The following is a 23722-nucleotide window of genomic DNA, read 5'->3' as shown; positions in this document are numbered from 1 at the left end:
CTCACCGCGCCTCGCAAAACTCGACCTCCGGATCGAAGCCCAAGCCGTCGATCACCCCCGCCAACAGCACCCCCGCCTTGCGCCATTGCCCCCGCACAGCCAGCCCCGCCGCCATTCGGACCCGCGATGCGGCATAGCGCGCCGCCGACGCTCGCCCCTCGTGCCGCCGCTTGGTCAGGATCACATTGCGGGTCAGCAGGCGATGCAGCCTGATCCGCCCCGGCTCAGTCTCATGCGCAAGGCTCAGCGCCCCCGGCGCCGCCCGCACATGCACGGCCCGGCTGTCGCCCACGACAAACCCCGGCCGATCCTTCGACAGCCGCAACGTATATTCCGTGTCGTCGCCCCAGATGAACATGGGCGCCAGCGGCAGGCCATGCGCCAGCACCTGATCGCGCGACGCCAGCAACGACACGAACGTCGCCTGCCGCGTCGCCATCAGCCCCAGATCCAGATGCTCGCCCCAGGCCGCATACCCCAGATCATTCAGCCGCCCATCCACCTCGGCCACATTGGTCAGGGCTCCCTGCGGCGTCCGCACCGTCGAACACACGAAGGCCGCCTCGACGCCCCGCGCCGCCAACGCCTGCTCCGCCGCCAACAACCGCTCCAATGCCTGCGGATCGGGCAGGACATCGTCGTCCATCAGCCAGATCCGGTCCGCCCCGCCCTCCACCGCCGCGCGGACGCCCGCGCTGAAACCGCCCGCCCCGCCGGTGTTCCGATCCAGCCTCAGCACCGTGATCCGGGCGCCCCATGCGGCCAGCCGTTCGGCCGTTCCGTCGTCACTGGCGTTGTCCACCACCAGCACCCGGTCACAGGCCCGCGTCTGCGCCATCAAGGCCTGCAGACACTGTTCCAGCAGCAGCCGCCGGTTCCACGTCACGACAACGGCCCAAATCCCGCCGGTCATGCCGCCGTCCGTTCCAGCGCCGGAGCCAGCTCCTTGTCCACCAGGCTCATCGCCCGCCCGACCGCCTGATCCATGTTGTAATACCGATAATCGGCCAGCCTTCCGGCGAACCAGACTCGCCCCGCCAGCGCCTGCGCCATCTGCCTGTATGTCGCCGCCAGCACCCGGCTGTCTGGTGAGGGCACGGGGTAATAGGGCTCCGTCACGCCCGGCTGGTGCGCCATCGGATATTCGGTCAGCAGCGCGGTTGTCGCCGCCCGTTCGCCGCTCAGATGGCGGAAGTCGGTGATGCGGGTGAAGTCGAACTCGTTGGGATAGTTGACCGTCCCGACCGGGCGCCCATCCGCCGCCTCAACGACCTGATGCTCGAAACGCAGGCTTCGGTAGGGCAAGGCGCCCGCCGACGATCCGAAATACTCATCCAGCGGCCCGCAATAGATCATGCGTTCGAACCGCGCCGCCTCGACATCCGTGTGCTCGGTCTGCAGCGACACATGGATGTTCGGATGATCGACCATCCGCTGGAACAGGGCCGCATAGCCGTCGCGCGGCATGGCCTGATAGCGGTCGGCGAAATAGCGGTCGTCGCGGCTGACCACCACCGGCACCCGCGCGGTGACCGAGGCGTCCAGCGCGTCCGGCCCCACGCCCCACTGTTTTGTGGTGTAGTTAACGAACACCCGGTCATGGACATAGTCCGCCAGGAACTTCAGATCGGCGTCGTCCGCCTCATGTCGCAGCGTGTCGATGCTGGGCCGCGCGCCGAACCCGTACCGCTGGATCAGCTTCTCCGACAGCCGCTCGGCCATTCGCGCCGGGAAAAGGGCCGCCATCGAATCCAGATTGAACGGCACGGGAACCAGACGCCCGTCCACATGGGCCAGCACGCGGTGGAAGTACGGTCGCCACTCGGTGAACCGGCTCAAGAAGGCGAAGATGCGCGCACTGTTGGTGTGGAAGATGTGCGGCCCATAGGCGTGGACCAGATGGCCGCCCTCGTCGCGCCGGTCCCAGGCGTTGCCGCCCAGATGACTGCGCTGGTCGATCACCAGCACGGTCTGGCCGAAATCCTCCGCCAGACGCCGCGCCGCCGTCGCCCCGGTGAAGCCCGCGCCCACGATCAACCAGTCATACCGCTGCGGCATCATTCCCCCGCAGCCCAGGCTTCAGATGCGTCCAGTGCGCCCGCAGGCAGAGGATGCAGGCCGCGACCACCGCCGCCTCGCCGATCACCCGCGCCCAGGCCATGCCCATCGCGCCGGTTGTCGGCGCCAGCACGGCGGCGGCGATCAGGGTGACCCCGCACCCGATCCCGACCACTATGGCGAAGGCCCGATCCATTCGCAGCGGCGTCATCAACTGCGGCCCCAGCACCTGACTGACGGCGACCAACGGCAGGATCAGCGCCAGCACCCTCAACACCTCCGCCGCCGGGGCGAAGGCGACGCCGAACAGCAGACGGACCGCCAACGGCGCGCACAGGATGACGACCAAGACCCCCGCTCCCGCCACGCCCGGCGTCAGGATCAGACTCCATCGTGTGGTGCGATAGGCGGCGTCGGGATCATCGCGCATCAGGCCGCTGATCCTCGGCCCGACCAGTCCCGCCAAGGGCCGCAGGAAGGAGGTCGCCGCCAACACCAGACGGTCCGCCACGCCATAAAGAGCCGCCTGAGCCGCTCCCGCCAGCGCCGCCACCACATAGGCCGACGCCCCCGTATAGGCCACGATCAGCCCCCGGCTGACGAACAGGGCCAGATCGCCGCGCAGCACCACCACAACCTCTCGCCTCGTGGGCCAGACCGGGCGTGCCTGGCGGATCATCAGCACCGCCCCCGCCGCAATTCCGCCGCCCAGCCCCAGCGCCTGCACCCCCAGCGCCGCGCCGACCGACACGCCGGTCCAGCACAGGATCACCGCCATGGCCGCCCCCTGCCCCAGCATCTCCGCCGTCGCCGCCACGCCGGGCCTCCGCACGCCCTGGAAGAACCACAGCACGCTGGAACCCTGCGCCACGCCCAGCGCCAGCGCGCCAGCGATTGCGCCCGGATCGCCCCTCACCACCGGATTAATCAGGGCCAGCAGTCCGCCAAACAGCAGCCCGACCGGCGCCAGCCACAGCCGTGCGCCCAACACCCGACCGACCACGCGCCCGCAGTCAGTCACCTTCGCCTGCGCGATGTCGCGTGGTCCCGACAGGCCGAACCCGTATTCAACCACCGCCGAAACCATCAGGGCCAGCGACAGGCCCGCTGCATAATGGCCGAACCCCTCCAGCCCCAGCCGACGCGTCAGAACCGGGTATAGCAGCACGGGCGCGATCAGGCGAAAGACATGCGCGGCGTAAACCAGCGCCGCCTCCGTCAGCCCCCTCGCCGACAGCAGCCCATGCCGCCCGTCCCCCAACCTCGCCCCCACAAGATCAACCCAGGCGCGATGTTAAGCACGTTGGAATGGTCGCGAAAATAGCAAAGCTGGGAAGCCCAGGGTTGCGGACGATGACGATGGCGGTGAGCGCCCGTGCAAATTCTCACCCCCTGCAGCGCCTCAGGCGAACCGCCCCTCAGCCCAGCGTGCGGCGAAGTATCCGCCAGTCGCCGAAACAGCCGTCAGCACCGTGCCCCACGCCATGTCCACAAGCGTCAGCCTGGTGCTCCACGTCGCCAGCGTCGCCTGATTGGTCAGGTCGTAGGTCGCATAACAGACGAACCCCAGCACCGTCCCGGTGATGGCCGCCCGCGACCAGTTTCCATCCTTCAGCGCGGGCGCAATCGCCAGGAAGACCGTCCCCGCAATGGAGATCAGATAAAAGGCCGCCGCCGCCCCCATGTCCGGCTTGTCCGCCAGCATGGGCCCGATGATCGGGCGATAGAAGCGGTCGGTCATGGTGGTCAGCCACACCGCGTCCATCACCGCAAAGGTCAAGCCCGCGCCCAGATAGGCGGCGACATATTTGATCATGATGACCTCTCCCGACAGGCTGTGCGTCAAAAGACATACGGCCGAACGTCAGTTTCGGATGCATCGCAGTTGTCGCCATCAGCCCTTGCCCCTTAGATCGCTTCCAGACTAAGAGCGGTCCGACGCCGCAATATTCATCAGACGGTGAAAAGGGAGACCGATGGGAAAGATCTACGCTGACGTCACGTCCGCGCTCGAAGGAGTGACCTTCGACGGGATGATGGTCATGTCGGGGGGCTTCGGCCTGTGCGGCATTCCGGAGAACCTGATCGCGGGCCTGCGCGATTCCGGGGTGAAGGGCCTGACGGTCGTTTCGAACAATGCGGGCGTGGACGGTTTCGGCCTGGGCCAGCTGCTGGGCACCCGCCAGATCGCCAAGATGATCTCGTCCTACGTCGGCGAGAACAAGGAGTTCGAGCGCCAGTATCTGGCCGGCGAGCTGGAGCTGGAGTTCAACCCGCAGGGCACCCTGGCCGAGCGCATCCGCGCAGGCGGCGCAGGCATTCCGGCCTTCTTCACCGCCACCGGCGTCGGCACCCTGGTCGCCGAAGGCAAGGAAGTGCGCGAGTTCGACGGTCGCAAATACGTCATGGAGACCGGCTTGGTCGCCGACCTGTCGATCATCAAGGCCTGGAAGGCTGACGAGCGCGGCAATCTGGTCTTCCGCAAAACCGCCCGCAACTTCAACCCGATGATGGCCACGGCCGGCAAGGTCACCATCGTCGAGGTCGAGGAGATCGTCCCCGTTGGCTCCATCGACCCGGACCAGATCCATACGCCGGGCGTCTATGTCGACCGTCTGATCCAGACCGTATCTGAGAAGCGCATCGAACAGCGCACTGTCCGTCAGCGGGAGGCTTAATCTAATGGCTCGTACTCGCGAACAACTGGCTGAACGCGCCGCCAAGGAGCTTCAGGACGGCTTCTATGTGAACCTGGGCATCGGCATCCCGACCCTGGTGGCCAACTACATCCCGCAGGGCATGACCGTCACCCTGCAGTCGGAAAACGGCATGCTGGGCATGGGCCCCTTCCCCTATGAGGGCGAGGAAGACCCCGACCTGATCAACGCCGGCAAGCAGACGATCACGGAAATCCCTGAGTCGTCCTACTTCAGCAGCGCCGACAGCTTCGCCATGATCCGCGGCGGGCACATCAACCTGTCGATCCTGGGTGCGATGGAGGTGGCCGAAAACGGCGACATCGCCAACTGGATGATCCCCGGCAAGCTGGTGAAAGGCATGGGCGGCGCCATGGATCTGGTCGCGGGCGTCAAGCGCGTGGTCGTGGTCATGGAGCACGCCAACAAGCACGGCCAGTCCAAGGTGCTGAAATCCTGCAGCCTGCCGCTGACCGGCACGGGCGTCGTCAGCCGCATCATCACCGATCTGGCGACGTTTGACGTCAAGCCGGACGGCGGCGGTCTGGAGCTGATCGAACTGGCCGAAGGCGTCACCTTGGACGAGGTCGCGGCCAAGACCGAGGCGACCTATTCGGTGGCCGCCGGACTGCAATAGTCCGCACAGAAAATCGTCCCCTCAAGCCTGGCCTGAGGGGACGAAACTGTTCCGCCTATTTCGCCGACTGGATCGTCCAGTCGGCGATTTGCGTATTGATGTCCCGCGTCGCCACATCGAAGGCGTCGACGATGGCCGAGACGCGGTTCTCGGCGGCGGGTTGCGTCACGGTGAAGACCCGCTCGATGGTGCGTCCCTGCCCCTGCGTCGACCGCAGCAGGCCGCGCGCCGAGATCACCACGTCAGGCGCCGCGCCGGGCGCCGGATAGCGCGCCTCGAACGTCGAAATTGACACCTGCAGCACCAGAGGCGACGCCCCCGGCTCGCGGCGGTCCAGCACGCGGATGCGGTCCGCGCGCGTGGCGAAGGCCGCCTTCAGGCTTTCATCGAACAGGGTCGCGGCGGGCGACACCCAGCGCGCGCCGCCGATGTAGGCTGTCTCCGTGCCCGTCACGCCCAGGATGCGGTCGCTGCCGCTGGCCGTCGGGAACTCGATGCGACGGATAGCGACCGTGGTCGTGGACGGGTTGTCGCCCACGGCGGGCAGCTCCGCCGGCAGGCCGAAGCGATAGGTCTGGACCGGCGGCGGCGTCTTCAGCACCTGACACCCGGCCAGCGCCCCGACCACGCCGACGACGGCGCCCAGTTGAAGGATACGACGATGGATCACGGCTGTACCTCCAGCTCTTTGGATTGCGGGCGTCCGATGAAGTCACGCGGACTGGTGCGGACGTCGTCGATCAGCGACTGCAGCGAACGCGTCGCGTCCTGCAATTCCTCGATGGTGCCGCGCAGTTGCGGCAGGGTCGAGGTCGAGAAGTCGCCCAGCGGTTGCTCCAGACCCGAAATGGTCCTGTTGGCCGAGGCGATGGCGGTGCGCGCCTCGCCCGTCGCCTGATTGATGTTGGCGATGGCTTGCCGTCCGTCGGTGTTGATGATCTGGCGCGTATCGACCGCCAGGCCCTGATACTCCTTGACCGCGGCATTGGCGTTGGTCACCGCCTCTTCCAGTTGCTGGAAGATGGCCTTGCGGGCTTCAAGCTCGGTGGTCAGGGCCTCGACGTTCTTCACGCTGGTCGAGAAGCTGCGGATATTGTCGTCCGACATGACCCGGTTGATACGGTTCAGCGCATCCACCGTCTGGGCCAGCACCGTGCCCGACCCGCTCAGCAGTTCGGCGATCGGCGACGGCTGGCTTTGCAGCACCGGCACCACATTGTCCGGATACTGGTCTTTCAGCAGGGCGCTGTCGGGCGCGCCGGCGGTGATCTGGATGTAGTTCAGGCCCGTGATGCCCTGCGGCTCCAGTTGCGCGCGCGAGGTCACGCGCACCGGCGTCGTGGCGTCGACCCGCACGCGGGCCACCACCTGGTCGCCGCGCTTGGTGTCGATATGCAGGTCGGTGACCTCGCCGACGCGGATGCCGTTGAAATGCACCTCGCCGCCTTCGGACAGGCCGTTCACCGGCCCGTAGAAGACGATGTCATACAGGTCGTAGTCGCTGTTGAACTGCAGCCGGGCCAGCCAGATGGTGAACACCGCCAGCGCCGCCAACAGGGCGATGGTGGCGATGCCGACCGCCGCGTAATGTGCGTCTCGTTCCATAATCGGCTCTCCTCAGGCCGCCGTCTTGGTGGCTGCGCGACCGCGCGGCCCCAGGAAGTATTCCTTGATCCATGGGTGGTCAGAGCGTTCCAGCTCCTGCACCGTGGCCTTGGCCACGACCTTCTTGTCCGCCAGAACCGCCACCTTGTCGCAGATGGCGTACAGCGTATCGAGGTCGTGGGTGATCATGAACACCGACAGGCCCAGATCGTTCGCCAACTGACGGATCAGATCGTCGAACGCCGCAGCCCCGATGGGGTCCAGCCCCGCCGTCGGTTCATCCAGAAAGACCAGTTCCGGGTCCAGCGCCAGCGCCCGCGCCAGTCCTGCCCGCTTCTTCATCCCGCCCGACAGTTCGGCGGGTTTCAGGTGGTGGTGCTCAGGCTTCAGCCCCACCATGGCGATCTTCAGCTCAGCCAGTTCGTAAATGACCGACTTGGGCAGTTTGGTGTGCTCGACCAGCGGCGACGCCACATTCTCCAGCACGCTCAGCGACGAGAACAGGGCGCCCTGCTGGAACAGGATGCCGGTGCGCCGCTCGATGTCGGCCGCCTGTACGTCGGTCAGGGTCGCGCGGTCATAGCCCAGCACCTTGACCGTGCCGCCCTCGGGTTCTTTCAGGCCGATGATGGTGTTCAGCAGCACGGTCTTGCCCGCGCCCGAACCGCCCACCACGCCCAGCACCTCGCCCCGCACCAGGTCCAGGTCCAGGTTTTCGTGGATCACCCGCTCGCCGAATTGGCTCAGCAGGCCGCGCACCTCGATCAGGGTCTCGCGCTTGTCGGTCGAAGCCGCCGACATCTTGGTCACGTCGGTCATATGTTCAGCTCCAGGAAGATCAGGGCGAAGATGGCGTCCAGCAGGATGATGGCGAAGATCGCCTGCACCACCGCCGCCGTCACCCGCCGCCCCAGGCTTTCGACATCGCCCGCGACCGACATGCCCTGACGACAGCCGATGGCGGCGATCACCAGGGCGAACACCGGCGCCTTCACCAGCCCGACCATCATGTGCTGCGACATGCCGCCGACCTCGACCAGCCGCTGGAAGAAGAAGGCCGGACCCAGGTTCAGCGTGGACCAGCAGACGACCAGACCGCCCATCAGACCCCCGATCATGCCCAGGAAGGTCAGCAGCGGCAGCATCACCACCAGGGCCGCCAGACGCGGCACCACCAGCGCCTGGAACGGATTGACGCCCATCACCTGCATGGCGTCGACCTCCTGGTTCATCCGCATGGAGCCGATCTCTGCTGCAAAAGCGGAAGCCGACCGCCCCGCCAGCAGGACCGAGGCGATCACCACCGCGAATTCTCGGAACATGGCCACGCCGATCAACTGAACCGCAAACACCTGGGCGCCGAAGTCGGCCAGCAGGTCCACGCCGATGAAGGCCACAACAGCGCCGATGAAGAAGTTCGTCACCATGACGATGGGAATGGCGTCCAGCCCCGCCCGCTCGCCCTGACTGAACCAGGCCGGCCAGCGGATTGCGCCGGGGTGTTTGGCGGCCTCGACCACCGCCGTCATCAGCCGCCCCAGGAAGGCCAGCGACAGCATGGCCTCGGCGCCGAAATCATAGACCCCGCGTCCGACCTTGGCGAAGCCGCGGGTGAAGGCGTTGGGGCGCTGGGGCGCAGGCGCGCTCTTGCGTTCCAGCACCTCGATCATCTCATAGATGCGTCCGGCCTCGGGCCGTTCCTTCCAGACGCCCTTGGGCAGCCGCCCGCTGGACGCCTGCACCAGCGCCAGGGCGCCCGCCGTGTCGAACCGGCCCAGTTCGCTGGTGTCGATGCTCTTGATCGTGCGGCCGTCCAGATCGCGTCCCAGGTCGCGCGGCAGCTTGCCCAACGCCGTCGTGGTCCAGTCGCCCGTCAGACGCAGCTTCGCCCCGCCGTCGGCCGCATCCACGATTTCATATTGAGCCTGACTCATTTGGCCCCGGACGGCAGAACAACAGAAATATGGCTGGCCATAGCCGCCCCCCACGGACCGTAAGAAATTTCAGACGACAGTCCTGCGGCGCTAATGCGCATGCGCACAAGCTTAGTCAACGCGCGATGACATTCGCGTGGCGCTTTCACCGGAAACTGTGTCGGGACAACGCCCCTCATGCCGACCTCATACCGCCACGCTGGCGCTGAGCACAAACGCGGTCGGACGAATTTCGTTCTCTCATCAACCCATTCGACGTCGCACAGCCGTCAGGTCCTCAACGAAAATCCGTCGCGCCTCCGCTTTCGCCGCCTCATCCGGCAACCGCAGAAGATAGGACGGATGGACGGTCAGAACGGCCGTCGATTCATCGTCCAAAGCTATCGGCGCACCCCGCTCCTGCATCACAGCAGGTTTTCGCCCCAGCACGGCCAGACCCGCCGTCGCGCCCAGCGCCAGCACCACACGCGGCCGCACCAGCCGCCGCTCGGCGTCCAGCCACCAGCGGCAGGCCTGAACCTCGCCCGCGTTGGGCGTCTTGTGCAGCCGCAGCTTGCCGCGCGGCTCATGTTTGAAATGCTTCACTGCATTGGTCAGATAGACGTCGGCCCGGTCGATGCCCGCCTCCTCCAACGCCGCATCCAGCACCTGTCCCGCCGGGCCGACGAAGGGTCGTCCCGCCAGGTCCTCATGATCACCCGGCTGTTCGCCCACGATCATCAGCCGCGCCGCCCTCGGCCCCTCACCGCACACGCCCTGGGTGGCATCCCGGTGCAGCGGACAGCGGCGGCACGCCTGCACACCGCGCGCGACCGCCTCCAGGCTGTCAGGCGTGACATCGCCGGGTCGATCCAAATGCAGGTCGGGCGCAACGGCCTTTGCAAACCGCGCATTCGGCTGGGGCGCAGGCGCCGCCACCATCGCCTCGGTCCGCGCCCGCGACGCCGCCACCAGTTCGGGGATCAGCGCCGCCTCGGGCAGGTTCTTCCAGTAGGACTTGGCCATTTCCCCCTGCATCGTCTTCACGCTCAGACGCGCCGGGTTGAAGGTGGAGGCGTAATAGGTCTTCCAGAATTCCTCGATCTCGTCCTCGCGCGGCGCCATGTCGCGCGTCGCGGGCGGCCCGAACCGCAGATGCTCGCCGTCCCAGAAGACGCTGCCGTCCGGCGTCAGGATCGACCAGCGCATGGTTGTAAACCGCCGCTGGAAGAAGCCCGCCGTTTTCTCCACCACTCGGTGCGCCGGTTCGAACCAGGCCGCCCACGCCTCGCCCCGATCATCGTGAACCTGACGAAAGCGGACGAAGGCCTTCATCTTGTGCGCGGCCCGACTGACGTTCTTGGCCCGCTCCATCGCGTCGGCCACGTCCCGGTCCGAGATCACCTTCAGCAGGTCCGGCTCATCGCCCAGCCGCCACAGCAGCCGATACAGGAGGTCGAACCGGTCGGTCGAGCGATGCAGGATCACCTCCTTCGCCAAATCGACAAACGCCGCGGGAACGCGAAACTCGGCCTGCCTGCCCGTCCGCTGGCTGCGCGGTTCAGACTTCGCGGGCTCAGCTCGATCAAACAGCCCGCCCTGCGCCGCCGACGTCGCCCCCTGAACCACAAACCGCGCCGTCCCCGGCGCCACGCCCGCCAGCCGAAAGTCCCGCGCGGCCTTTCTCCACCCGTCGAAATCCGTCTCTGACGCCAGAACTGTGACCGCCATCAGAACAGACTCAACTGTTCCGGCGTGCGGCTGGTCACACGCGCCCGCAGGTCCGCTGCATCGGTCAGTCCGCCGGGCGTCCAGTCCAGCGTGGTGATGAAGGGCCGCACCTTGGCCACCGACCGCGTCAGCCGCCCCACGTCCTCCAATCGCAGCGTCCGATACCGCCTGACCGACACGATCCGGTCCACCGCCTTCACCCCCAGGCCAGGAACCCGCAGCAGCATCTCGCGCGGCGCCCGGTTCACATCGACGGGGAATTGCTCGCGCTTGTTCAACGCCCAAGCCAGTTTCGGATCGACCGCCAGATCCAGCATCCCGCCCGACGCCCCCTCGCCGATCTCCGGCGCGGAAAATCCATAGAACCGCATCAGCCAGTCGGCCTGATACAGCCGGTGCTCGCGCATCAACGGCGGCTTGGACAACGGCAAGATCGAGCTGGAATCCGGGATCGGGCTGAACGCTGAATAATAGACCCGTCGCAAGCCGTAACCGCCGTACAGGGACGCGCTGCGATCCAGGATTTCAGTGTCCGGCGCCCCATCGGCGCCCACGATCAACTGGGTGCTCTGGCCGCCCGGCGCGAACTTCGGCGGCTTGATCCTGTCGCGCCTGGCGGGCCTGGCCGCCTCGACGCCCAGCCGCACCTGGCCCATCGCCTTCTTGATGACCCCGACGTCCTTCTGCGGGGCCAGTCGGGCCAGCGCCTCGTCGCGCGGCAGTTCGATATTGGCAGACAGCCGGTCCGCATAAAGACCCGCCATCTCCACCAGTTTCGGGTCCGCCTCGGGGATCAGCTTCAGGTGAATATAGCCCCGGAAATCATGGACTTCGCGCAGGGTTTTGGCCACCAGGACCAGTTGCTCCATCGTATAGTCGCCCGACCGAATGATGCCGGAGGACAGGAACAACCCCTCGATATAGTTGCGTTTGTAAAAGTTCAGGGTCAGGTCCACGACCTCGTCCACATCGAACCGCGCCCGCTCCACATTCGACGACGCCCGGTTGATGCAGTAGGCGCAGTCGTAGATGCAGAAGTTGGTCAGCAGCACCTTCAACAGGCTGATGCACCGACCATCCGGCGTATAGGCGTGGCAGATGCCCATGCCCTCGGTCGAGCCGATGCCCTTGCCCCCGACCGAGTCCCGCTTAGACGTGCCCGACGACGAGCAGGAGGCGTCGTATTTCGCCGCATCGGCCAGAACAGACAGCTTGTGACGAAGATCGAGACGGGCCATTCGTTCACTATATGTTCTTAGCGCATCGCCCGTCCAGCGTAGCCGTAACGCCAGAGATCGGTGCTTAGCGCAGCAGGTCCAGCAGCGAGGTGTTGCGCAGCGAGTTCACCACCTGGGCCGAAGCCTGAATGGCGACCTGCGCCATCTGCAGATCGGTGATGGCCTGCGCCGGATCATAGCCCGACTTGTCCTGCATCAGCTTCTTCAGCGAGATTTCCTGGGCCTCGTGCGCATCCAGCGCCGCCTCGACGTGGTTCTGCATCAGGCCGTTCTTGGCGGTCTGGTTGGTCACGCCGATATTGGCCGCATCCAATTCCCTCATCGCCGCCTGCAGGAAGGCCTCAACCTCTCCGCTTGGCTTGCCCGCGATCGAACCGGCCCCGGCGGGGGTGTAGGTCACCCCGTTCATCGTGACGGGATCGCCGTTCTGATAGGCCTGGATGTTGCGGAACACGTCCGCCAGCGGTCCGCCCAGATCACTGGCCAAAAAGCCCGTCTCGATGGTGGTCGTTTCGTTGATGCGCGACTTCTGCTTCAGCGTGTCATTGGCGAAGGTCGCGGCGGACGAGGGCGCCGCCGCCAGATCCGCCATCGTCCTGGCTGTCGCGGGCGGCGCATCGCCCTGCCCGCCGCCGAACAGATAGGTCCCCTGATGCTGGGCGTTCAACCCGCCCTGCACCGTCTGATACTGCAGGCTGAGCTCCGCCATCAGATTGTCCACACTGCCCGCCGCCAGGCTGTTGGCGATGGCGTCGCGCGCGCCCTTGCCGCCATCGGCGATGCGGGTCATGGCCAGGTCCTGCGCGTCCAGCCGCGCCGACGCCGCCTTGCCCGCCGTGATGAAGCCAGTCAGCCGCTCCTGCGTCGAGGTCAGGCTGGTCAGAGACTCGGCGCCCCGGCCATAGCCGGACATGTCGGTGGCGATCTTCTCGCTGGCGATCCGCTCCTGCGCTTGCTGCGCACGGTTCTGGGCGCTCATCAGGTTCAGAAGCGCCGACTGATAGTTTCCGAAGGTTGCGACGCGGGTCATCTCAGGATTCCGATCAGAACATCATACATGTCCTTGCTCGCCTGAATCAGGCGGGCGGAGGCGTTATAGGCTTGCTGGAAGGTGGTCATATTGACCAGTTCCTCGTCCATGTTCACCCCTTCGGAGGCGTTGCGACGGCTGGTCGCCTCCTTGGACAGGGCGCTGGCGGTTTCGGCGCGGCTCTTGGCGGCGGACGCCCGCCCGCCGATGTCGCCTGCAAAGTCGGCGGCATAGGCCGACAGCGTCTTGCCCCCGCCGCCATTTCCGCCTGCGGCGCCAAAGTTCACATTGGTCTTACCCGCATCGGCCAGCAGCAGGCCGCCGCGACCGTCGCTCTTGCTCAGGGCGGGGGTTCCCGCCGCCGCTGACAGGTTCAACTGCGCCAGCGCCAGCTTATTGGGGTCCTGCTGAATGTCGCTGCGCACCGAATAGCCGGCCGCGCGCGTCGCCCCTGTCCCGCCCAGGCCGAACAGCTGCGACATCGACAGACCCGACGGGCTCTGGATCGTCCCGTCCTGCACCACGCTCATTGTCTGGGCGCCGGGGTTGTAGGGTTTGAAGGCCAGCGTCCCGCTCGCATCCAGGCTGAAGGCGCCATAACGGCCCACGCCATTGATCGGGTCGTTCAGCGCCGTCAGCATCTCGGCCATCGTGCCCGCGCCCGTCGGCACGGCGACGGTTACGTCGCGCAGGCGCGATCCGTTGTCGTCATTGAAGCGGAAGGTCAGGTTCTGGCCCGGCGTGAACCCGTGCTGAGAACTCAGCGTCAGCCCCGTCTCATAGAAGCTGGGCGCCGCCGACGTGACCAGATCATTCAGCCCGAACCAGTGCGAGAAGCCGCGCCCGCCCTTGTTGCTGGGCGCGCTGGCGTCATCGGCGATGGCGACGCCGTTGCCGCCCGCCCCTTGCAGCCGCAGCGCGCCGTCGGCGAAGCTGGCCGTGCCCGTCCCGCCCAGTTGGGCGTTCAGAACATTGAGGAAGGTCGTCGGGTCCGCCGCCTGACCATTGATCGTCATGGTCCCGCCCGAAAAGACGATCTCGGCCGAGGCCTGGACCACCCCCGCGCTGTCCACGGTCGAGATGGTGGTCCGTCCGGTGAAGCCCGCCAGCGCATTCTCCAGCGACTGGCCGGTGTTGCGCCCCGACAGGATGGCGGGCGCGGGCACGCTGGTGTTGGCGTTGTGCGCGCGGTTCAACTCGTCCGCCAGTTTCGCCGTCAACTCGCCCAGCCGGGCCGCCGCCGCTGGCGCGTCCTTGTCCCGCAACTCCACCAGACCGCGCAGTTCACCCGAGGTTACGCCGTCCAGCACCGGCCAGCGCGTGCCGCTGGGTTCGGTGATCATGATGTCGGAGAAGGCCGTGGTGGCGTCCACCGTGCCGGCCGCCTGATAGGACAGGGTCGCATAACCCTCTCCCACCAGCGTCATGCCCGTGCCGGTCCGCAGGGTCACGCCCCCGTTCGACCGCTGCTCGATCTTCACGTCCATATATTTGGACAGTTCGTTGATCAGGCTCTGCTGGGCGTTCTGGGCGCCGGTCACGTCCTGGTTGGTCACCGATCCGGCGGCGATGGTCTTGTTCAGCTTGTCGATCTGCTCCAGCAGCGGATTAATCGTCTCGACCACCGACTGGATGCGGCTGTCCGCCTCCTGCCGCGTCGCCTGGATCTGGCGGGCGATGTTGGCGGCGTCATCGAACATCGCCTGGGTTTTGTAGATCGTGTCCTGGCGCGCGGCGGAGGAGGTCGGGCTTTCCGCCAGATTGGCGTAGCTGGCGAACAGCTTGTCGATCTGGGCGAAGAAGTTGGTGTTGCTGCTGGGATCGCCGAACTGGTTCTGGATCTGGTTGAACAACTCCGAACGCACCCCGTGGCGCGCGGCGTCGGCGTTGGCGCTGAAGCTGGCCGCCTGCAGGAAGCGGTCGGTCGCCAGCCGCATCCGCGTGATGTCGACGCCGTCGCCATAGCCCTTGGTCACCGACGCGCTCTGGTCGGCGATCTTGCGGACGTATCCGACCGTGTTGACGTTGGCGATGTTGTCGGAAGTGACGCGCAACTGGGCCTGCGCGGTCTGCAGGCCGGACGTCGCGATGTTCATAATCGAATTCAGCGACATTGACGCACTTCCTCCTGCCGACCCGGCAAGCCCTGCCCTGCTGCGCGCATTTCTTGCCCGGCCACGCGCCATCCCCGCTCGGCTTGAGCGTTGAATTCAAACAAGATCGCTGAATGGACAGCTGTCATGACCGGATAGGCGCGCAAGCCTCGCGCCAAACTGGCGCCGCTGTCGTTCAAACGGTTTCGACCGGCGCCGGGCGAGACCGGGCAAAAAACGGCGAATGCGCGGCAATAAACGACCGTCAGATTCAGAACCCAGCGTAAAAGCCGACATCTTTTCATTGTTTTCATTGTTTTCATTGATCTATTCGGCATGGCCCAAGGCTTGCGAGGCTCGCGTCGAATAGTCAGGCGCAGCAGGCGCCGCCCCATTTTTGAAAAGCAGCCTGCACTTAAATGCCGACCGCCTCCGCCATGCTTGTCCCTGTCGCTCCGGCCTCCGCCGGTGTCGGCTCGGCCGCGCCCGGCGGCCAGGCTGAGGACGCGAGCCTGTTTTCCTCCAAGATCGCCGACATCCTGCAAGCGCCCGGCGTCGACGGTCGCGCGGCCCGGGTGATCAACGCCCCCATGCAGGCCTTGGCGCAGGTGCAGATGGCGGATGCCGACGCCGCCACACAGCCGCCCGCCATCCCCCTCCCTGAGGCGCCGCACGACCGTCTGGATGATGGCCAGAACGACGCCCCGACCGAACGCGTCGCCGCCGCCCCCCCCGTCGAAACCGACGCGCAGCCCTTCATCTTCATGGCGGCGGCGCCGATTCAACTGATCGCCACGCCTGCTCAAGTCCAGGCCGAGGCCGCTGCGAGGACCGCTGGTGCGCCGCCGACCCCGCAGCAGATCGCGGCCATCACCAGCGACGCCGCCAACGACATCCAGCCGACCGCCGAAAAAGCGCCCGCCGCTCTGGCCCTGCCCGCCGACCTTCTGGCCGCCTCTGCGGATCAGGCCGAAATCGCGCCGCCCGCCATCGCCAAGGCCTTGAAGGCGACCCAGGAGGCGACGACGGATCAGACTTCGGCGACCGACGACGAGGCCTCGTCCAGCGACCGGACAACCGCCGACACCCTGGCCGCCGCCCTCAAGGGCGAGCCTGCCCCGCCCCGTCCCTTGCGCCACAACGACGCCTCCGCCCCGCGCAACGCGGCTGTTTCTGACGCCTCCGCTTCGGCGAAGGACGACAGCCCCAACATCCAGAAGACGACGCTGGCCGACGCCGCGCCTGCGTCTTCCGGCGCCCGTGCGCCCGCTGTCGACAGCGCCCAACCGGCCGCCCCCGCCCAGACCGCCGCCGCTTCGGCTCAGCCCGCGGCGCCCGCCGCGCCCGACGCCCAACCGATGCAGCAGGCCGCCGCCGTCGAACGCAGCCTGTCCTTCTCGCGCCTGTCGCAGGCGACGATCGAAACGACGGCCCATCTCGCGGCCCAGATCGCCCGCAGCCTGGACGGCAAGTCGACCCGTTTCGACATGGTGCTGACGCCGGAAGACCTGGGCCGGGTCGATGTCAGTCTTGAAATCGGCGACGACGGCCAGTTGGCCGCCCGTCTGGCCTTCGACAATCCGGCCGCCGCCGCCGAACTGCGCGGCCGCGCCGACGAACTGCGCAGACAGCTGCAGGACGCCGGTTTCCAGCTGGCAGGCGACGCCTTGGACTTCAGTCACCGCGATCAGCCCCAGGGCGGCGACGCCTTTGAGCGCCAGCAACAGCGCAACGCCCTGTTCGGCGGCGGCTCACGCCTGGCTCTGGCCGCCGACGCCTCCTCCATCCTGACGCCCGACGTCTGGACCAATCTTTCACTGACGCCTGACCGCGTCGATATGAAGGTCTGACCCATGGTCACCGCCGTATCCGCCGACAACGCCGCCGGCCGCATCAACGGCAGCAACAAGATGCTGGCCTCGAACTTCGAGACCTTCCTCACGCTGCTGACCACCCAGATGAAGAACCAGGACCCGCTGTCGCCGCTGGATTCCAATCAGTTCACGGCCCAGCTGACCCAGATGGCCGGCGTCGAGCAGCAGCTGCTGACCAACGACCTGCTGACCAGTCTGCTGAAGGCCCAGGCTGCGGGCGGCCTGGACAACGCCTCCAACTATATCGGCAAGGAGGTCACCGCCGCCTGGACCGCGACCGAGTTCCGCGAAGGCAAGGCCAGCTGGGCCTATGAACTGGGCGCCAGCGCCGACAAGGTCAATCTGCAGATCGTGGACAGCAAGGGCGCCGTGGTCTGGGAAGGCCAGGGCCCGGACAAGGGCGCGGGCATCCACGACTTCACCTGGAACGGCGACCTCAAGGGCGGCGGCAAGGCCGACGACGGCGGCGTCTATACGCTGAAGGTGTCCGCCACCAATGAAAGCGGCGCCAAGGTCGACGCCCAGGCCCTGATCCGCGGCCGCGTGACCGGCGTGGAAATGTACAACGGCGAGCCCTTCCTTGTGATCGGCGACTCCATCCTTCCGCTCTCGACCGTGATCTCGCTGAACGAGATCAAGGCCAAGGCAGAGAACAAACCCGACGAACCGGAGAATCCGAACGTCCCAGACGAGGAGGCGGCCGCATGATGCGCTCCGCCGCCTTCCCGATGATATCTTTTTAAGGAGCGTTTCTCATGAGCCTCAACAGCGCCATGCTGGCCGGTGTGTCCGGCCTCGCCGCCAACTCTGCGGCCCTCGCCTCGATCTCGCAGAACATCGCCAATGTGAACACGGTCGGCTACAAGCGCACGGCCAGCGAGTTCCAGACCCTGGTCAACAGCCAGAGCGGCACCAGCGGCAGCTATTCGGCTGGCGGCGTGACCACCAACACCCGCCACTTCATCAGCCAGGAAGGCCAGCTTCAGCGCACGAACGAGAACACCGACCTGGCCATCGCCGGTCAGGGCTTTTTCGTGGTCACGGACAAGGCCGAGGGCGTCGCCTCCACCGACACCCATCTGTTCACCCGCGCCGGCGCCTTCCGCGTCGACAAGCAGGGCTATCTGAAAAACAGCGCCGGTCTGTACCTGCAGGGCTGGCCTGTCGACGCCAATGGCGAGATCTCTTCGGACCCGTCCGACCTGTCGCGCCTGCGCTCGATCAACATCGGCTCGGTCGGCGGCACCGCTGAGCCAACGACCCGCGTCCAGATCAACGCCAACCTGCGCTCCAGCCAGGAGCCTTCGGCGGCGGCCAGCGCCCAGCCGTACAAGAGCGTCGCCGACACGGCTGTGCCGCCAGGCAGCCATGACCTGTCGGTCCGCTACACCCGCACGGGCGCCGACGCCTATGATGTCGAGCTCAAGTCCGGCACGCAGCGGATCAACGCCCAGGCGACCTATGATCCCGCCACCGGCGCCCTGACCGGCCTGACCGTCAACGGTCAGAACTCGGGCTCCGCCGCCGTTCTGGGCGCGCCGCCCAGCCAGATCCAGTTCACCCCCGCCTCGGGCGCGCCCTACACCGTCAACCTGGCCGACATCGGCCTGTCGACCAATATCGCCGCCAAGTCCAAGTACGACCCGTCCGTCAACTCGATGGCCATGTACAACGCCGACGCCAACAACCCGGCGGGCGTCAAACCCGACTTCAAGATGAACATCCCGGTTTCGGACTCCAAGGGCGGCCAGCGCAATCTGGAGATCCGCTTCCTGAAGAGCGACGAGCCGAACATCTGGTACGCCGAAATCGTCTCGGTTCCGGCGGATGACGTCATCACCGGCGATCCCTACGCCAACGGCCAGATCAAGACGGGCAAGATCGCCTTCACGCCATCCGGCCGTCTGGACATCGACACCATGAAGAACTGGCCCGCCGGAACCGGCCTGTTCGACGACCCCAGCCAGGCGACGCTGGACTTCGGCAAGTCAGACCCCAACAACCTGTCGATGGCCCCCGGCCAGGTGGCCTGGGCCGACGGTCTGGGCATCGCCGCCCAAACGGTCACCCTGGACCTTAACACCTCGGCAGGCGGCCTCAGCCAGCTGAACACCGCCTCCGTGGTGCAGTCGACCATCACCAACGGCACGGCCTTCGGCAATCTGAGCGAAATCCGCATCGACGACAGCGGCTTCGTCACCGCCATCTTCGACAACGGCGTCATGCGCCGCATCGCCCAGGTCGCGGTCGCCACCTTCCCCAGCCCCGACAGCCTGCGCGAGGTTTCCGGCAACGCCTATGCTGTCAGCCTGCAGAGCGGCACCTTCAATCTGAAGAGCGCGGGCACCGGCGGCGCGGGCTCCATCGCCTCCCAGCAGCTGGAGTCTTCGACCGTTGATCTGTCAGCGGAATTCACCGGCCTGATCACCACCCAGCGGGCCTATTCCGCCTCGTCCAAAATCATCACCACGGCCGACGAAATGCTGGCCGAGCTCATCAACATCAAACGCTGATCCGCCAGTAACTAGTCGTTAGAGTCAATGAATCCCCACGTAAGCAAGGTTTACAGAGTCGTACGGGCGGGAACCGATTTTAGTCGTTCCTTCACCACGACCCTTAAATGGACCTTAGCCGGGCCGTTCTATCTTCGTGACAGTACGGTGTTGGTGAAAGAGGCATAAGCCCATGTTGCAAGAGCGACGCCTTAATAGCAAAGGCGAACAATACGTGGTCGGGCCGACGGGAACCCCCCTGACGCTTAAGGATCTGCCTCCGTCCAACACGGACCGGTGGGTGATCCGTCGCAAGGCCGAGGTCGTCGCCGCTGTCCGTGGCGGCCTGCTCAGCCTGGATGACGCCCTGGCGACCTATCGTTTGACGGCTGAAGAATTCCTGGCCTGGCAGAAGGCCATTGATAAATGGGGCATGCAGGGACTGCGCACGACGCGCATCCAGACCTACCGCTCCTGACCGCTTCTCCCCGAAGACCGATAAGGGCCGCACCTGGAAACGGGTGCGGCCCTTGTCATTTCCGGCATCGAATATGGTTCAGGCCTCGAAATCGCGCGGGTTCCACCCTAAATGGCGGCGATGACGCTCGTTGAAGACTTCTGCCCCGTTCCAGACATCGCCCGCACCGACATGGATGCGGCGATCGAGAGCGCGCGTGCGGCGGTTGGTTTGCCGCTGGGTTCGCGCGTGGTCGCGGCCATGTCGGGGGGGGTGGACTCCACCGTGGTCGCCGCCCTGTTGCACAAGGCGGGCTATGACGTGGTCGGCGTCACGCTTCAACTCTATGACCACGGTGCGGCGTTGAAGAAGAAGGGCGCCTGCTGCGCGGGTCAGGACATTCACGACGCGCGTCTGGCCGCCGACATGATCGGCATTCCTCACTATGTGCTGGATTACGAAAGCCGCTTCCGGGACGCCGTGATCGACCAGTTCGCCGACAGCTACCTTAAAGGTCAGACGCCGGTCCCCTGCATCCGCTGCAATCAGACGGTCAAGTTCCGCGACCTGCTGGATGTCGCCCGCGATCTGGGCGCCGAGGCGATGGCGACGGGCCACTATGTCCGCCGCGCCGAAATCGACGGGCGCAGCCAGATGCGCAAGGCCATCGACCATTCGCGCGATCAGTCCTACTTCCTATTCGCCACCACGCGCGACCAGCTGGACTACCTGCGCTTCCCACTGGCCGATCTGGAGAAGCCCCAGGTGCGCGGCGTCGCCGCCGAACTGGGCCTCAAGATCGCCGCGAAGCCGGACAGCCAGGACATCTGTTTTGTCCCCTCGGGCGACTATCGCACCCTGATCGACCGTCTGCGCCCGCAAGGCCGCGAGGCGGGCGAGATCGTGCATATGGACGGTCGCGTTCTGGGCAAGCACTCCGGCATCACCGACTACACCATCGGCCAACGCCGGGGCCTGAACGTCGCCGTGGGCGAGCCCCTGTTCGTCACCAAGCTTGAGCCTGAAACCCGCCGCGTCATCGTCGGCCCGCGCGAAGCTCTGCTGACCGCCTCACTGACGCTGGAAGAGCTGAACTGGCTGGGCGACCACGACACCATCCACGCCGCCGCCGAAGCGGGCGCGCCGGTGCTGGCCCGTGTGCGGTCGACGCGCCAGCCCTCCCCTGCCCGTCTGGCCCTGATCGACGGCGATGTCGCGGTCGTCTTCGATGAAGGCGAAGAAGGCGTAGCCCCCGGCCAGGCCTGCGCCCTCTATGATCCGATCGACACCGAGCGGGTTCTGGGCGGCGGCTTCATCCGCGACACGACGGCCGTCGCCGCCTGATCCGGCCCGCCGACTTGGACATTTTGTCCCAAGTCCGCATTTGCACGGCCAAATCCGTCCGACGGTAAGCAGACCATAACCATGCCGCGTCTAGGGCCATCCCCTCAGTTGGAGTGGAAATCGGATGTCGCGCGAAGATATCGAACGCCGTACAGGGTTCATGGACCTGGGCCCCCGTTCGCCCGGTTACGCCGCGCAGGAGCCTCTGCTGCGCATGGCCTTGCCCGACGCTCTCAACGCCTTCTACGACCGCATCCGCGCCACGCCGGAGACACGGAAATTCTTCCGGGACGAGGCCCATATCGGCGCGGCCAAGTCGGCGCAGGTCAGCCACTGGGACGCCATCGTCGAAGGCCGCGCCGACGAGGCCTATGGCCAGTCCGTCCGCGTCATCGGCAATGTCCACGCCCGCATCGGGCTGGAGCCGCGCTGGTACATCGGCGGCTACAGCCTGATCCTGAGCAAGCTTCTGACGGCCGTCACCACCCGCAAACGCAGGCTGTTCGACAAGCACCATGACCGCCGCACGGCCGAGGCGGCAGGCGAACTCAGCCGCCGCGTCATGCTGGACATGGATCTGGCCATCTCGACCTATCTTGAGGCGCTTCAGGCCGAACGCGACCGCGCCGAAGCCGCCAAGGCCGAGGCCGACGCCCAGCAGGCCCAGATCGTCTCCGTCCTCAGCCACGCCTTGAAGGGTCTGGCGGCAGGCGACCTGGGATCGACCATCACCATCCCGGTCGCGGATGACTATGTCGGGCTGAAGGACGACTTCAACGCCGCGGTCATCGCCCTGCGCGACGCCTTCACCGCCGTGACCGAAAGCGCCGCCTCCGTCAGCAGCGGCGCCACCGAACTGGCCAGCGCCTCCGACGACCTGGCCATGCGCACCGAGCGTCAGGCCGCCAGCGTCGAACGCACCTCGGCCAACACCGAACAGGTGGTGGATTCCGTCGAACAGACCGCCGTCGCCGCCAAACAGAGCGTCGAGGCCGTCGGCGCCGTCCGCCGCGATGTCGAAAGCGGCATCGCCGTCGTCGCCGAGGCCGCCCAGGCCATGTCGGCCATCAGCGAGTCCTCCAGCAATGTCGGCGGCTTCGTCACCCTGATCGACGAAATCGCCTTCCAGACCAATCTTCTGGCCCTGAACGCCGGGGTCGAGGCGGCGCGTGCGGGCGATTCCGGCCGCGGCTTCGCCGTCGTCGCCTCCGAGGTCCGCGCCCTGGCCCAGCGTTCCGCCGCCGCCGCAGGTGAAATCCGCGCCGTCATCCTCCAGTCGTCCGAAGAAGTCTCACGCGGGGTGGATCTGGTTCAGCGCACGGGCGCCGCCCTGACCCGCATCGGCGAGCGGGTCGCCGACGTCGATGCTCTGGCGGGCGGCATGGCCGTCTCGGCCCGCGAGCAGGCCGACCGCCTGTCCGACGTCAAGCGCGCCATCAGCCAGATCGACGAGATCACCCAGCAGAACGCCGCCATGACCGAAGAAGCCACCGCCGCCAGCCGCCAACTGGCGACCGAAGCCGACACCCTGATGCGCAGCGTGCGTCAGTTCCAGATCGCAGCATCGGCCGCGCGTTCAGGCCGCATCGCGGCCTGAACCTCAATCCGGAATAATCAGCGGGCGTTCTGCGTCTCTCCCGCGCGCCACAGGCGATAGCGCACCTCCACGTCCTGCGGCGCATAGACCACCAACGGCAGGCGGCTGTTGTAGCGGACCAGCGGCTGTTCCGGCGCGGCGACGAACAGCTCGCGCTCGCTGTTGGCCGGGCACCCCATCAGCGTCCCCGCCATCGCGCCCAGCGCGGGCAGGACATAATAGTCATAGCCCCAGCCTTCCGCCGTGCGCGTCTCGATCCGCCCGCCGAAGAAATGGTTGTTGCAGTCCACGCGGGCCGTCTTGCCCACGATAATCTCCACCTTCAGCCCATCCTCATTCGCCTGTTGCGGCAGACGGATGACGTGGCGCGTCTGGCCCGCCGTCGCCGCCGGGAAGGCTTTCAGATCGTCCGCGCCTTGCGGTCCGACGCCTGGCCCCACTTGAGCAGAAGTTGTGCCGCAGGCGGCCAGGGTCATGGCGGCGGCGCAGCTTAGGATGGTCAGCGGATATTTCATGACGGGCCTTTCAGACGTTGAAGCTTCACCATTCAAACGCGCCTTCCCGGCTCGCGTTCCTCACGCCAGAGCGAACACGCACAGCCGATGCCCGTCCGGGTCGTGCGCGACGAAGCCCCGCCCCTGCGCCATGTCCTCGGGCGGCGTCACGATCCGCGCCCCGCGATCCCACCAGTCGATGTGCAGATCATCCACCGCCGCCGCGCCCTCCAGTCGGAACCCGACCTGAACCGCCGCACCGGCCTGTCCATCCATCCGCCGCCACAGGCTCAGCCGCCGCCCTGACGCCAGCACGAACAGCGCCCGGTCCGCGCTGGCCTGCACTGGGCGGCTGGCCAGCAGCCGTTCATAGAACCGCGCGCTGACCTCGGGGTCCGCCACGTCCAGCAGAATGTCATCCGTCTCGGTCATCAGCCCCTCCCGTCATTTCGACAGGAACAAA

The 23722-nt window shown here is 66.5% G+C and carries 23 protein-coding genes; 8 read left to right on the top strand and 15 right to left on the bottom strand.

The window, feature by feature from the left end; translation table 11 throughout:
* Position 1: 1 nt before the first annotated feature.
* The 4 genes from JKF87_RS08750 to JKF87_RS08735 form a co-directional block, all read right to left on the bottom strand.
* Entirely contained in the window at positions 2 to 913 is a 912-nt protein-coding gene (locus JKF87_RS08750) for a glycosyltransferase (protein ID WP_201099470.1), read from the bottom strand.
* Positions 910 to 2058 (bottom strand): UDP-galactopyranose mutase, encoded by a 1149-nt coding sequence (gene glf / locus JKF87_RS08745; protein WP_201099469.1) that lies wholly within the window; start codon positions 2056 to 2058, stop codon positions 910 to 912. The genes JKF87_RS08750 and glf overlap by 4 nt, the downstream gene beginning before the upstream one ends.
* Positions 2042 to 3319: a lipopolysaccharide biosynthesis protein gene (locus JKF87_RS08740; RefSeq protein ID WP_201099468.1), complete on the bottom strand. Its 1278-nt coding sequence runs from the start codon at positions 3317 to 3319 to the stop codon at positions 2042 to 2044. Before JKF87_RS08740 ends, glf begins: the two co-directional genes overlap by 17 nt.
* 141 nt (positions 3320 to 3460) lie before the next feature.
* Positions 3461 to 3874, bottom strand: coding sequence for a DUF2177 family protein (locus JKF87_RS08735; protein ID WP_201099467.1), 414 nt, complete (start codon positions 3872 to 3874; stop codon positions 3461 to 3463).
* A 160-nt stretch (positions 3875 to 4034) separates the two neighbouring features.
* Between JKF87_RS08735 and JKF87_RS08730 the strand changes: the two genes are divergently transcribed.
* Together JKF87_RS08730 and JKF87_RS08725 are read left to right on the top strand one after the other, a co-directional pair.
* Entirely contained in the window at positions 4035 to 4736 is a 702-nt protein-coding gene (locus JKF87_RS08730) for a CoA transferase subunit A (protein WP_201099466.1), read from the top strand.
* 4 nt (positions 4737 to 4740) lie between these two features.
* Complete coding sequence (locus tag JKF87_RS08725) at positions 4741 to 5391, top strand: 3-oxoacid CoA-transferase subunit B (RefSeq protein ID WP_201099465.1); 651 nt, start codon at positions 4741 to 4743, stop codon at positions 5389 to 5391.
* A 55-nt stretch (positions 5392 to 5446) separates the two neighbouring features.
* Here the strand turns inward: JKF87_RS08725 and JKF87_RS08720 are convergent, their stop codons facing one another.
* The 9 genes from JKF87_RS08720 to JKF87_RS08680 form a co-directional block, all read right to left on the bottom strand.
* Positions 5447 to 6061 (bottom strand): ABC-type transport auxiliary lipoprotein family protein, encoded by a 615-nt coding sequence (locus tag JKF87_RS08720; protein WP_307417637.1) that lies wholly within the window; start codon positions 6059 to 6061, stop codon positions 5447 to 5449.
* Positions 6058 to 6996 carry an MlaD family protein gene (locus JKF87_RS08715; RefSeq protein WP_201099464.1) on the bottom strand — a complete coding sequence of 313 codons (939 nt, stop codon included), beginning with the start codon at positions 6994 to 6996 and terminating at the stop codon, positions 6058 to 6060. Before JKF87_RS08715 ends, JKF87_RS08720 begins: the two co-directional genes overlap by 4 nt.
* Positions 6997 to 7008: 12 nt before the next feature.
* Positions 7009 to 7815, bottom strand: a complete 807-nt coding sequence (locus JKF87_RS08710; protein WP_201099463.1) for an ABC transporter ATP-binding protein — start codon at positions 7813 to 7815, stop codon at positions 7009 to 7011.
* A complete protein-coding gene (locus JKF87_RS08705) occupies positions 7812 to 8930 on the bottom strand; it encodes an MlaE family ABC transporter permease (RefSeq protein ID WP_201099462.1) in 1119 nt (372 codons plus the stop codon). Before JKF87_RS08705 ends, JKF87_RS08710 begins: the two co-directional genes overlap by 4 nt.
* Before the next feature lie 243 nt (positions 8931 to 9173).
* Positions 9174 to 10640: a UdgX family uracil-DNA binding protein gene (locus JKF87_RS08700; RefSeq protein ID WP_201099461.1), complete on the bottom strand. Its 1467-nt coding sequence runs from the start codon at positions 10638 to 10640 to the stop codon at positions 9174 to 9176.
* Positions 10640 to 11878 (bottom strand): putative DNA modification/repair radical SAM protein, encoded by a 1239-nt coding sequence (locus JKF87_RS08695; protein WP_201099460.1) that lies wholly within the window; start codon positions 11876 to 11878, stop codon positions 10640 to 10642. Before JKF87_RS08695 ends, JKF87_RS08700 begins: the two co-directional genes overlap by 1 nt.
* A 64-nt stretch (positions 11879 to 11942) precedes the next feature.
* A complete protein-coding gene (locus JKF87_RS08690; RefSeq protein WP_201099459.1) occupies positions 11943 to 12908 on the bottom strand; it encodes a flagellin in 966 nt (321 codons plus the stop codon).
* Complete coding sequence (gene flgK / locus JKF87_RS08685; RefSeq protein WP_236261219.1) at positions 12905 to 15004, bottom strand: flagellar hook-associated protein FlgK; 2100 nt, start codon at positions 15002 to 15004, stop codon at positions 12905 to 12907. The genes JKF87_RS08690 and flgK overlap by 4 nt, the downstream gene beginning before the upstream one ends.
* Before the next feature lie 8 nt (positions 15005 to 15012).
* Positions 15013 to 15324 (bottom strand): hypothetical protein, encoded by a 312-nt coding sequence (locus tag JKF87_RS08680; protein ID WP_201099457.1) that lies wholly within the window; start codon positions 15322 to 15324, stop codon positions 15013 to 15015.
* Positions 15325 to 15420: 96 nt separating this feature from the next.
* Between JKF87_RS08680 and JKF87_RS18285 the strand changes: the two genes are divergently transcribed.
* From JKF87_RS18285 to JKF87_RS08650, 6 genes are all read left to right on the top strand, one after another.
* On the top strand, positions 15421 to 16851 hold the full coding sequence (locus JKF87_RS18285; protein WP_236261218.1) for a flagellar hook-length control protein FliK: 1431 nt from the start codon (positions 15421 to 15423) through the stop codon (positions 16849 to 16851).
* A 3-nt stretch (positions 16852 to 16854) separates the two neighbouring features.
* The gene (locus JKF87_RS08670; protein WP_201099456.1) at positions 16855 to 17583 is read left to right on the top strand and encodes a flagellar hook assembly protein FlgD; all 729 of its coding nucleotides are present in this window, start codon (positions 16855 to 16857) and stop codon (positions 17581 to 17583) included.
* A 47-nt stretch (positions 17584 to 17630) separates the two neighbouring features.
* Entirely contained in the window at positions 17631 to 19388 is a 1758-nt protein-coding gene (gene flgE, locus JKF87_RS08665; protein WP_201099455.1) for a flagellar hook protein FlgE, read from the top strand.
* 172 nt (positions 19389 to 19560) lie between these two features.
* The gene (gene sciP / locus JKF87_RS08660; protein ID WP_201099454.1) at positions 19561 to 19845 is read left to right on the top strand and encodes a CtrA inhibitor SciP; all 285 of its coding nucleotides are present in this window, start codon (positions 19561 to 19563) and stop codon (positions 19843 to 19845) included.
* Positions 19846 to 19956: 111 nt separating this feature from the next.
* Positions 19957 to 21168 carry a tRNA 2-thiouridine(34) synthase MnmA gene (mnmA, locus tag JKF87_RS08655; RefSeq protein ID WP_201099453.1) on the top strand — a complete coding sequence of 404 codons (1212 nt, stop codon included), beginning with the start codon at positions 19957 to 19959 and terminating at the stop codon, positions 21166 to 21168.
* A gap of 124 nt (positions 21169 to 21292) precedes the next feature.
* Complete coding sequence (locus tag JKF87_RS08650; protein WP_201099452.1) at positions 21293 to 22765, top strand: globin-coupled sensor protein; 1473 nt, start codon at positions 21293 to 21295, stop codon at positions 22763 to 22765.
* 17 nt (positions 22766 to 22782) lie between these two features.
* Here the strand turns inward: JKF87_RS08650 and eco are convergent, their stop codons facing one another.
* Both eco and JKF87_RS08640 read right to left on the bottom strand, forming a co-directional pair.
* On the bottom strand, positions 22783 to 23280 hold the full coding sequence (eco, locus tag JKF87_RS08645) for a serine protease inhibitor ecotin (RefSeq protein ID WP_201099451.1): 498 nt from the start codon (positions 23278 to 23280) through the stop codon (positions 22783 to 22785).
* Positions 23281 to 23340: 60 nt separating this feature from the next.
* On the bottom strand, positions 23341 to 23691 hold the full coding sequence (locus JKF87_RS08640) for a VOC family protein (protein WP_201099450.1): 351 nt from the start codon (positions 23689 to 23691) through the stop codon (positions 23341 to 23343).
* Positions 23692 to 23722 lie beyond the last annotated feature (31 nt).

It is taken from the genome of Brevundimonas nasdae (assembly GCF_016654005.1).
Taxonomy (GTDB): domain Bacteria; phylum Pseudomonadota; class Alphaproteobacteria; order Caulobacterales; family Caulobacteraceae; genus Brevundimonas; species Brevundimonas nasdae.
Note: the sequence above shows the minus strand (reverse complement) of the source record. Positions and strands in the feature narration are given on the sequence as shown.

What these genes read in the sequence shown, in the direction of transcription:
- JKF87_RS08735 (WP_201099467.1), bottom strand. Translation starts at nt 3,874, where the DNA reads ATGATCAAATATGTCGCCGCCTATCTGGGCGCGGGCTTGACCTTTGCG.
- glf (WP_201099469.1), bottom strand. Translation starts at nt 2,058, where the DNA reads ATGCCGCAGCGGTATGACTGGTTGATCGTGGGCGCGGGCTTCACCGGG.
- JKF87_RS08705 (WP_201099462.1), bottom strand. Translation starts at nt 8,930, where the DNA reads ATGAGTCAGGCTCAATATGAAATCGTGGATGCGGCCGACGGCGGGGCG.
- JKF87_RS08650 (WP_201099452.1), top strand. Translation starts at nt 21,293, where the DNA reads ATGTCGCGCGAAGATATCGAACGCCGTACAGGGTTCATGGACCTGGGC.
- JKF87_RS08730 (WP_201099466.1), top strand. Translation starts at nt 4,035, where the DNA reads ATGGGAAAGATCTACGCTGACGTCACGTCCGCGCTCGAAGGAGTGACC.
- sciP (WP_201099454.1), top strand. Translation starts at nt 19,561, where the DNA reads ATGTTGCAAGAGCGACGCCTTAATAGCAAAGGCGAACAATACGTGGTC.
- JKF87_RS08710 (WP_201099463.1), bottom strand. Translation starts at nt 7,815, where the DNA reads ATGACCGACGTGACCAAGATGTCGGCGGCTTCGACCGACAAGCGCGAG.
- JKF87_RS08640 (WP_201099450.1), bottom strand. Translation starts at nt 23,691, where the DNA reads ATGACCGAGACGGATGACATTCTGCTGGACGTGGCGGACCCCGAGGTC.
- flgE (WP_201099455.1), top strand. Translation starts at nt 17,631, where the DNA reads ATGAGCCTCAACAGCGCCATGCTGGCCGGTGTGTCCGGCCTCGCCGCC.
- JKF87_RS08725 (WP_201099465.1), top strand. Translation starts at nt 4,741, where the DNA reads ATGGCTCGTACTCGCGAACAACTGGCTGAACGCGCCGCCAAGGAGCTT.
- JKF87_RS08715 (WP_201099464.1), bottom strand. Translation starts at nt 6,996, where the DNA reads ATGGAACGAGACGCACATTACGCGGCGGTCGGCATCGCCACCATCGCC.
- mnmA (WP_201099453.1), top strand. Translation starts at nt 19,957, where the DNA reads ATGGCGGCGATGACGCTCGTTGAAGACTTCTGCCCCGTTCCAGACATC.
- eco (WP_201099451.1), bottom strand. Translation starts at nt 23,280, where the DNA reads ATGAAATATCCGCTGACCATCCTAAGCTGCGCCGCCGCCATGACCCTG.
- JKF87_RS08680 (WP_201099457.1), bottom strand. Translation starts at nt 15,324, where the DNA reads ATGAAAACAATGAAAACAATGAAAAGATGTCGGCTTTTACGCTGGGTT.
- JKF87_RS08690 (WP_201099459.1), bottom strand. Translation starts at nt 12,908, where the DNA reads ATGACCCGCGTCGCAACCTTCGGAAACTATCAGTCGGCGCTTCTGAAC.
- JKF87_RS08695 (WP_201099460.1), bottom strand. Translation starts at nt 11,878, where the DNA reads ATGGCCCGTCTCGATCTTCGTCACAAGCTGTCTGTTCTGGCCGATGCG.
- flgK (WP_236261219.1), bottom strand. Translation starts at nt 15,004, where the DNA reads ATGAACATCGCGACGTCCGGCCTGCAGACCGCGCAGGCCCAGTTGCGC.
- JKF87_RS18285 (WP_236261218.1), top strand. Translation starts at nt 15,421, where the DNA reads ATGCCGACCGCCTCCGCCATGCTTGTCCCTGTCGCTCCGGCCTCCGCC.
- JKF87_RS08700 (WP_201099461.1), bottom strand. Translation starts at nt 10,640, where the DNA reads ATGGCGGTCACAGTTCTGGCGTCAGAGACGGATTTCGACGGGTGGAGA.
- JKF87_RS08670 (WP_201099456.1), top strand. Translation starts at nt 16,855, where the DNA reads ATGGTCACCGCCGTATCCGCCGACAACGCCGCCGGCCGCATCAACGGC.
- JKF87_RS08750 (WP_201099470.1), bottom strand. Translation starts at nt 913, where the DNA reads ATGACCGGCGGGATTTGGGCCGTTGTCGTGACGTGGAACCGGCGGCTG.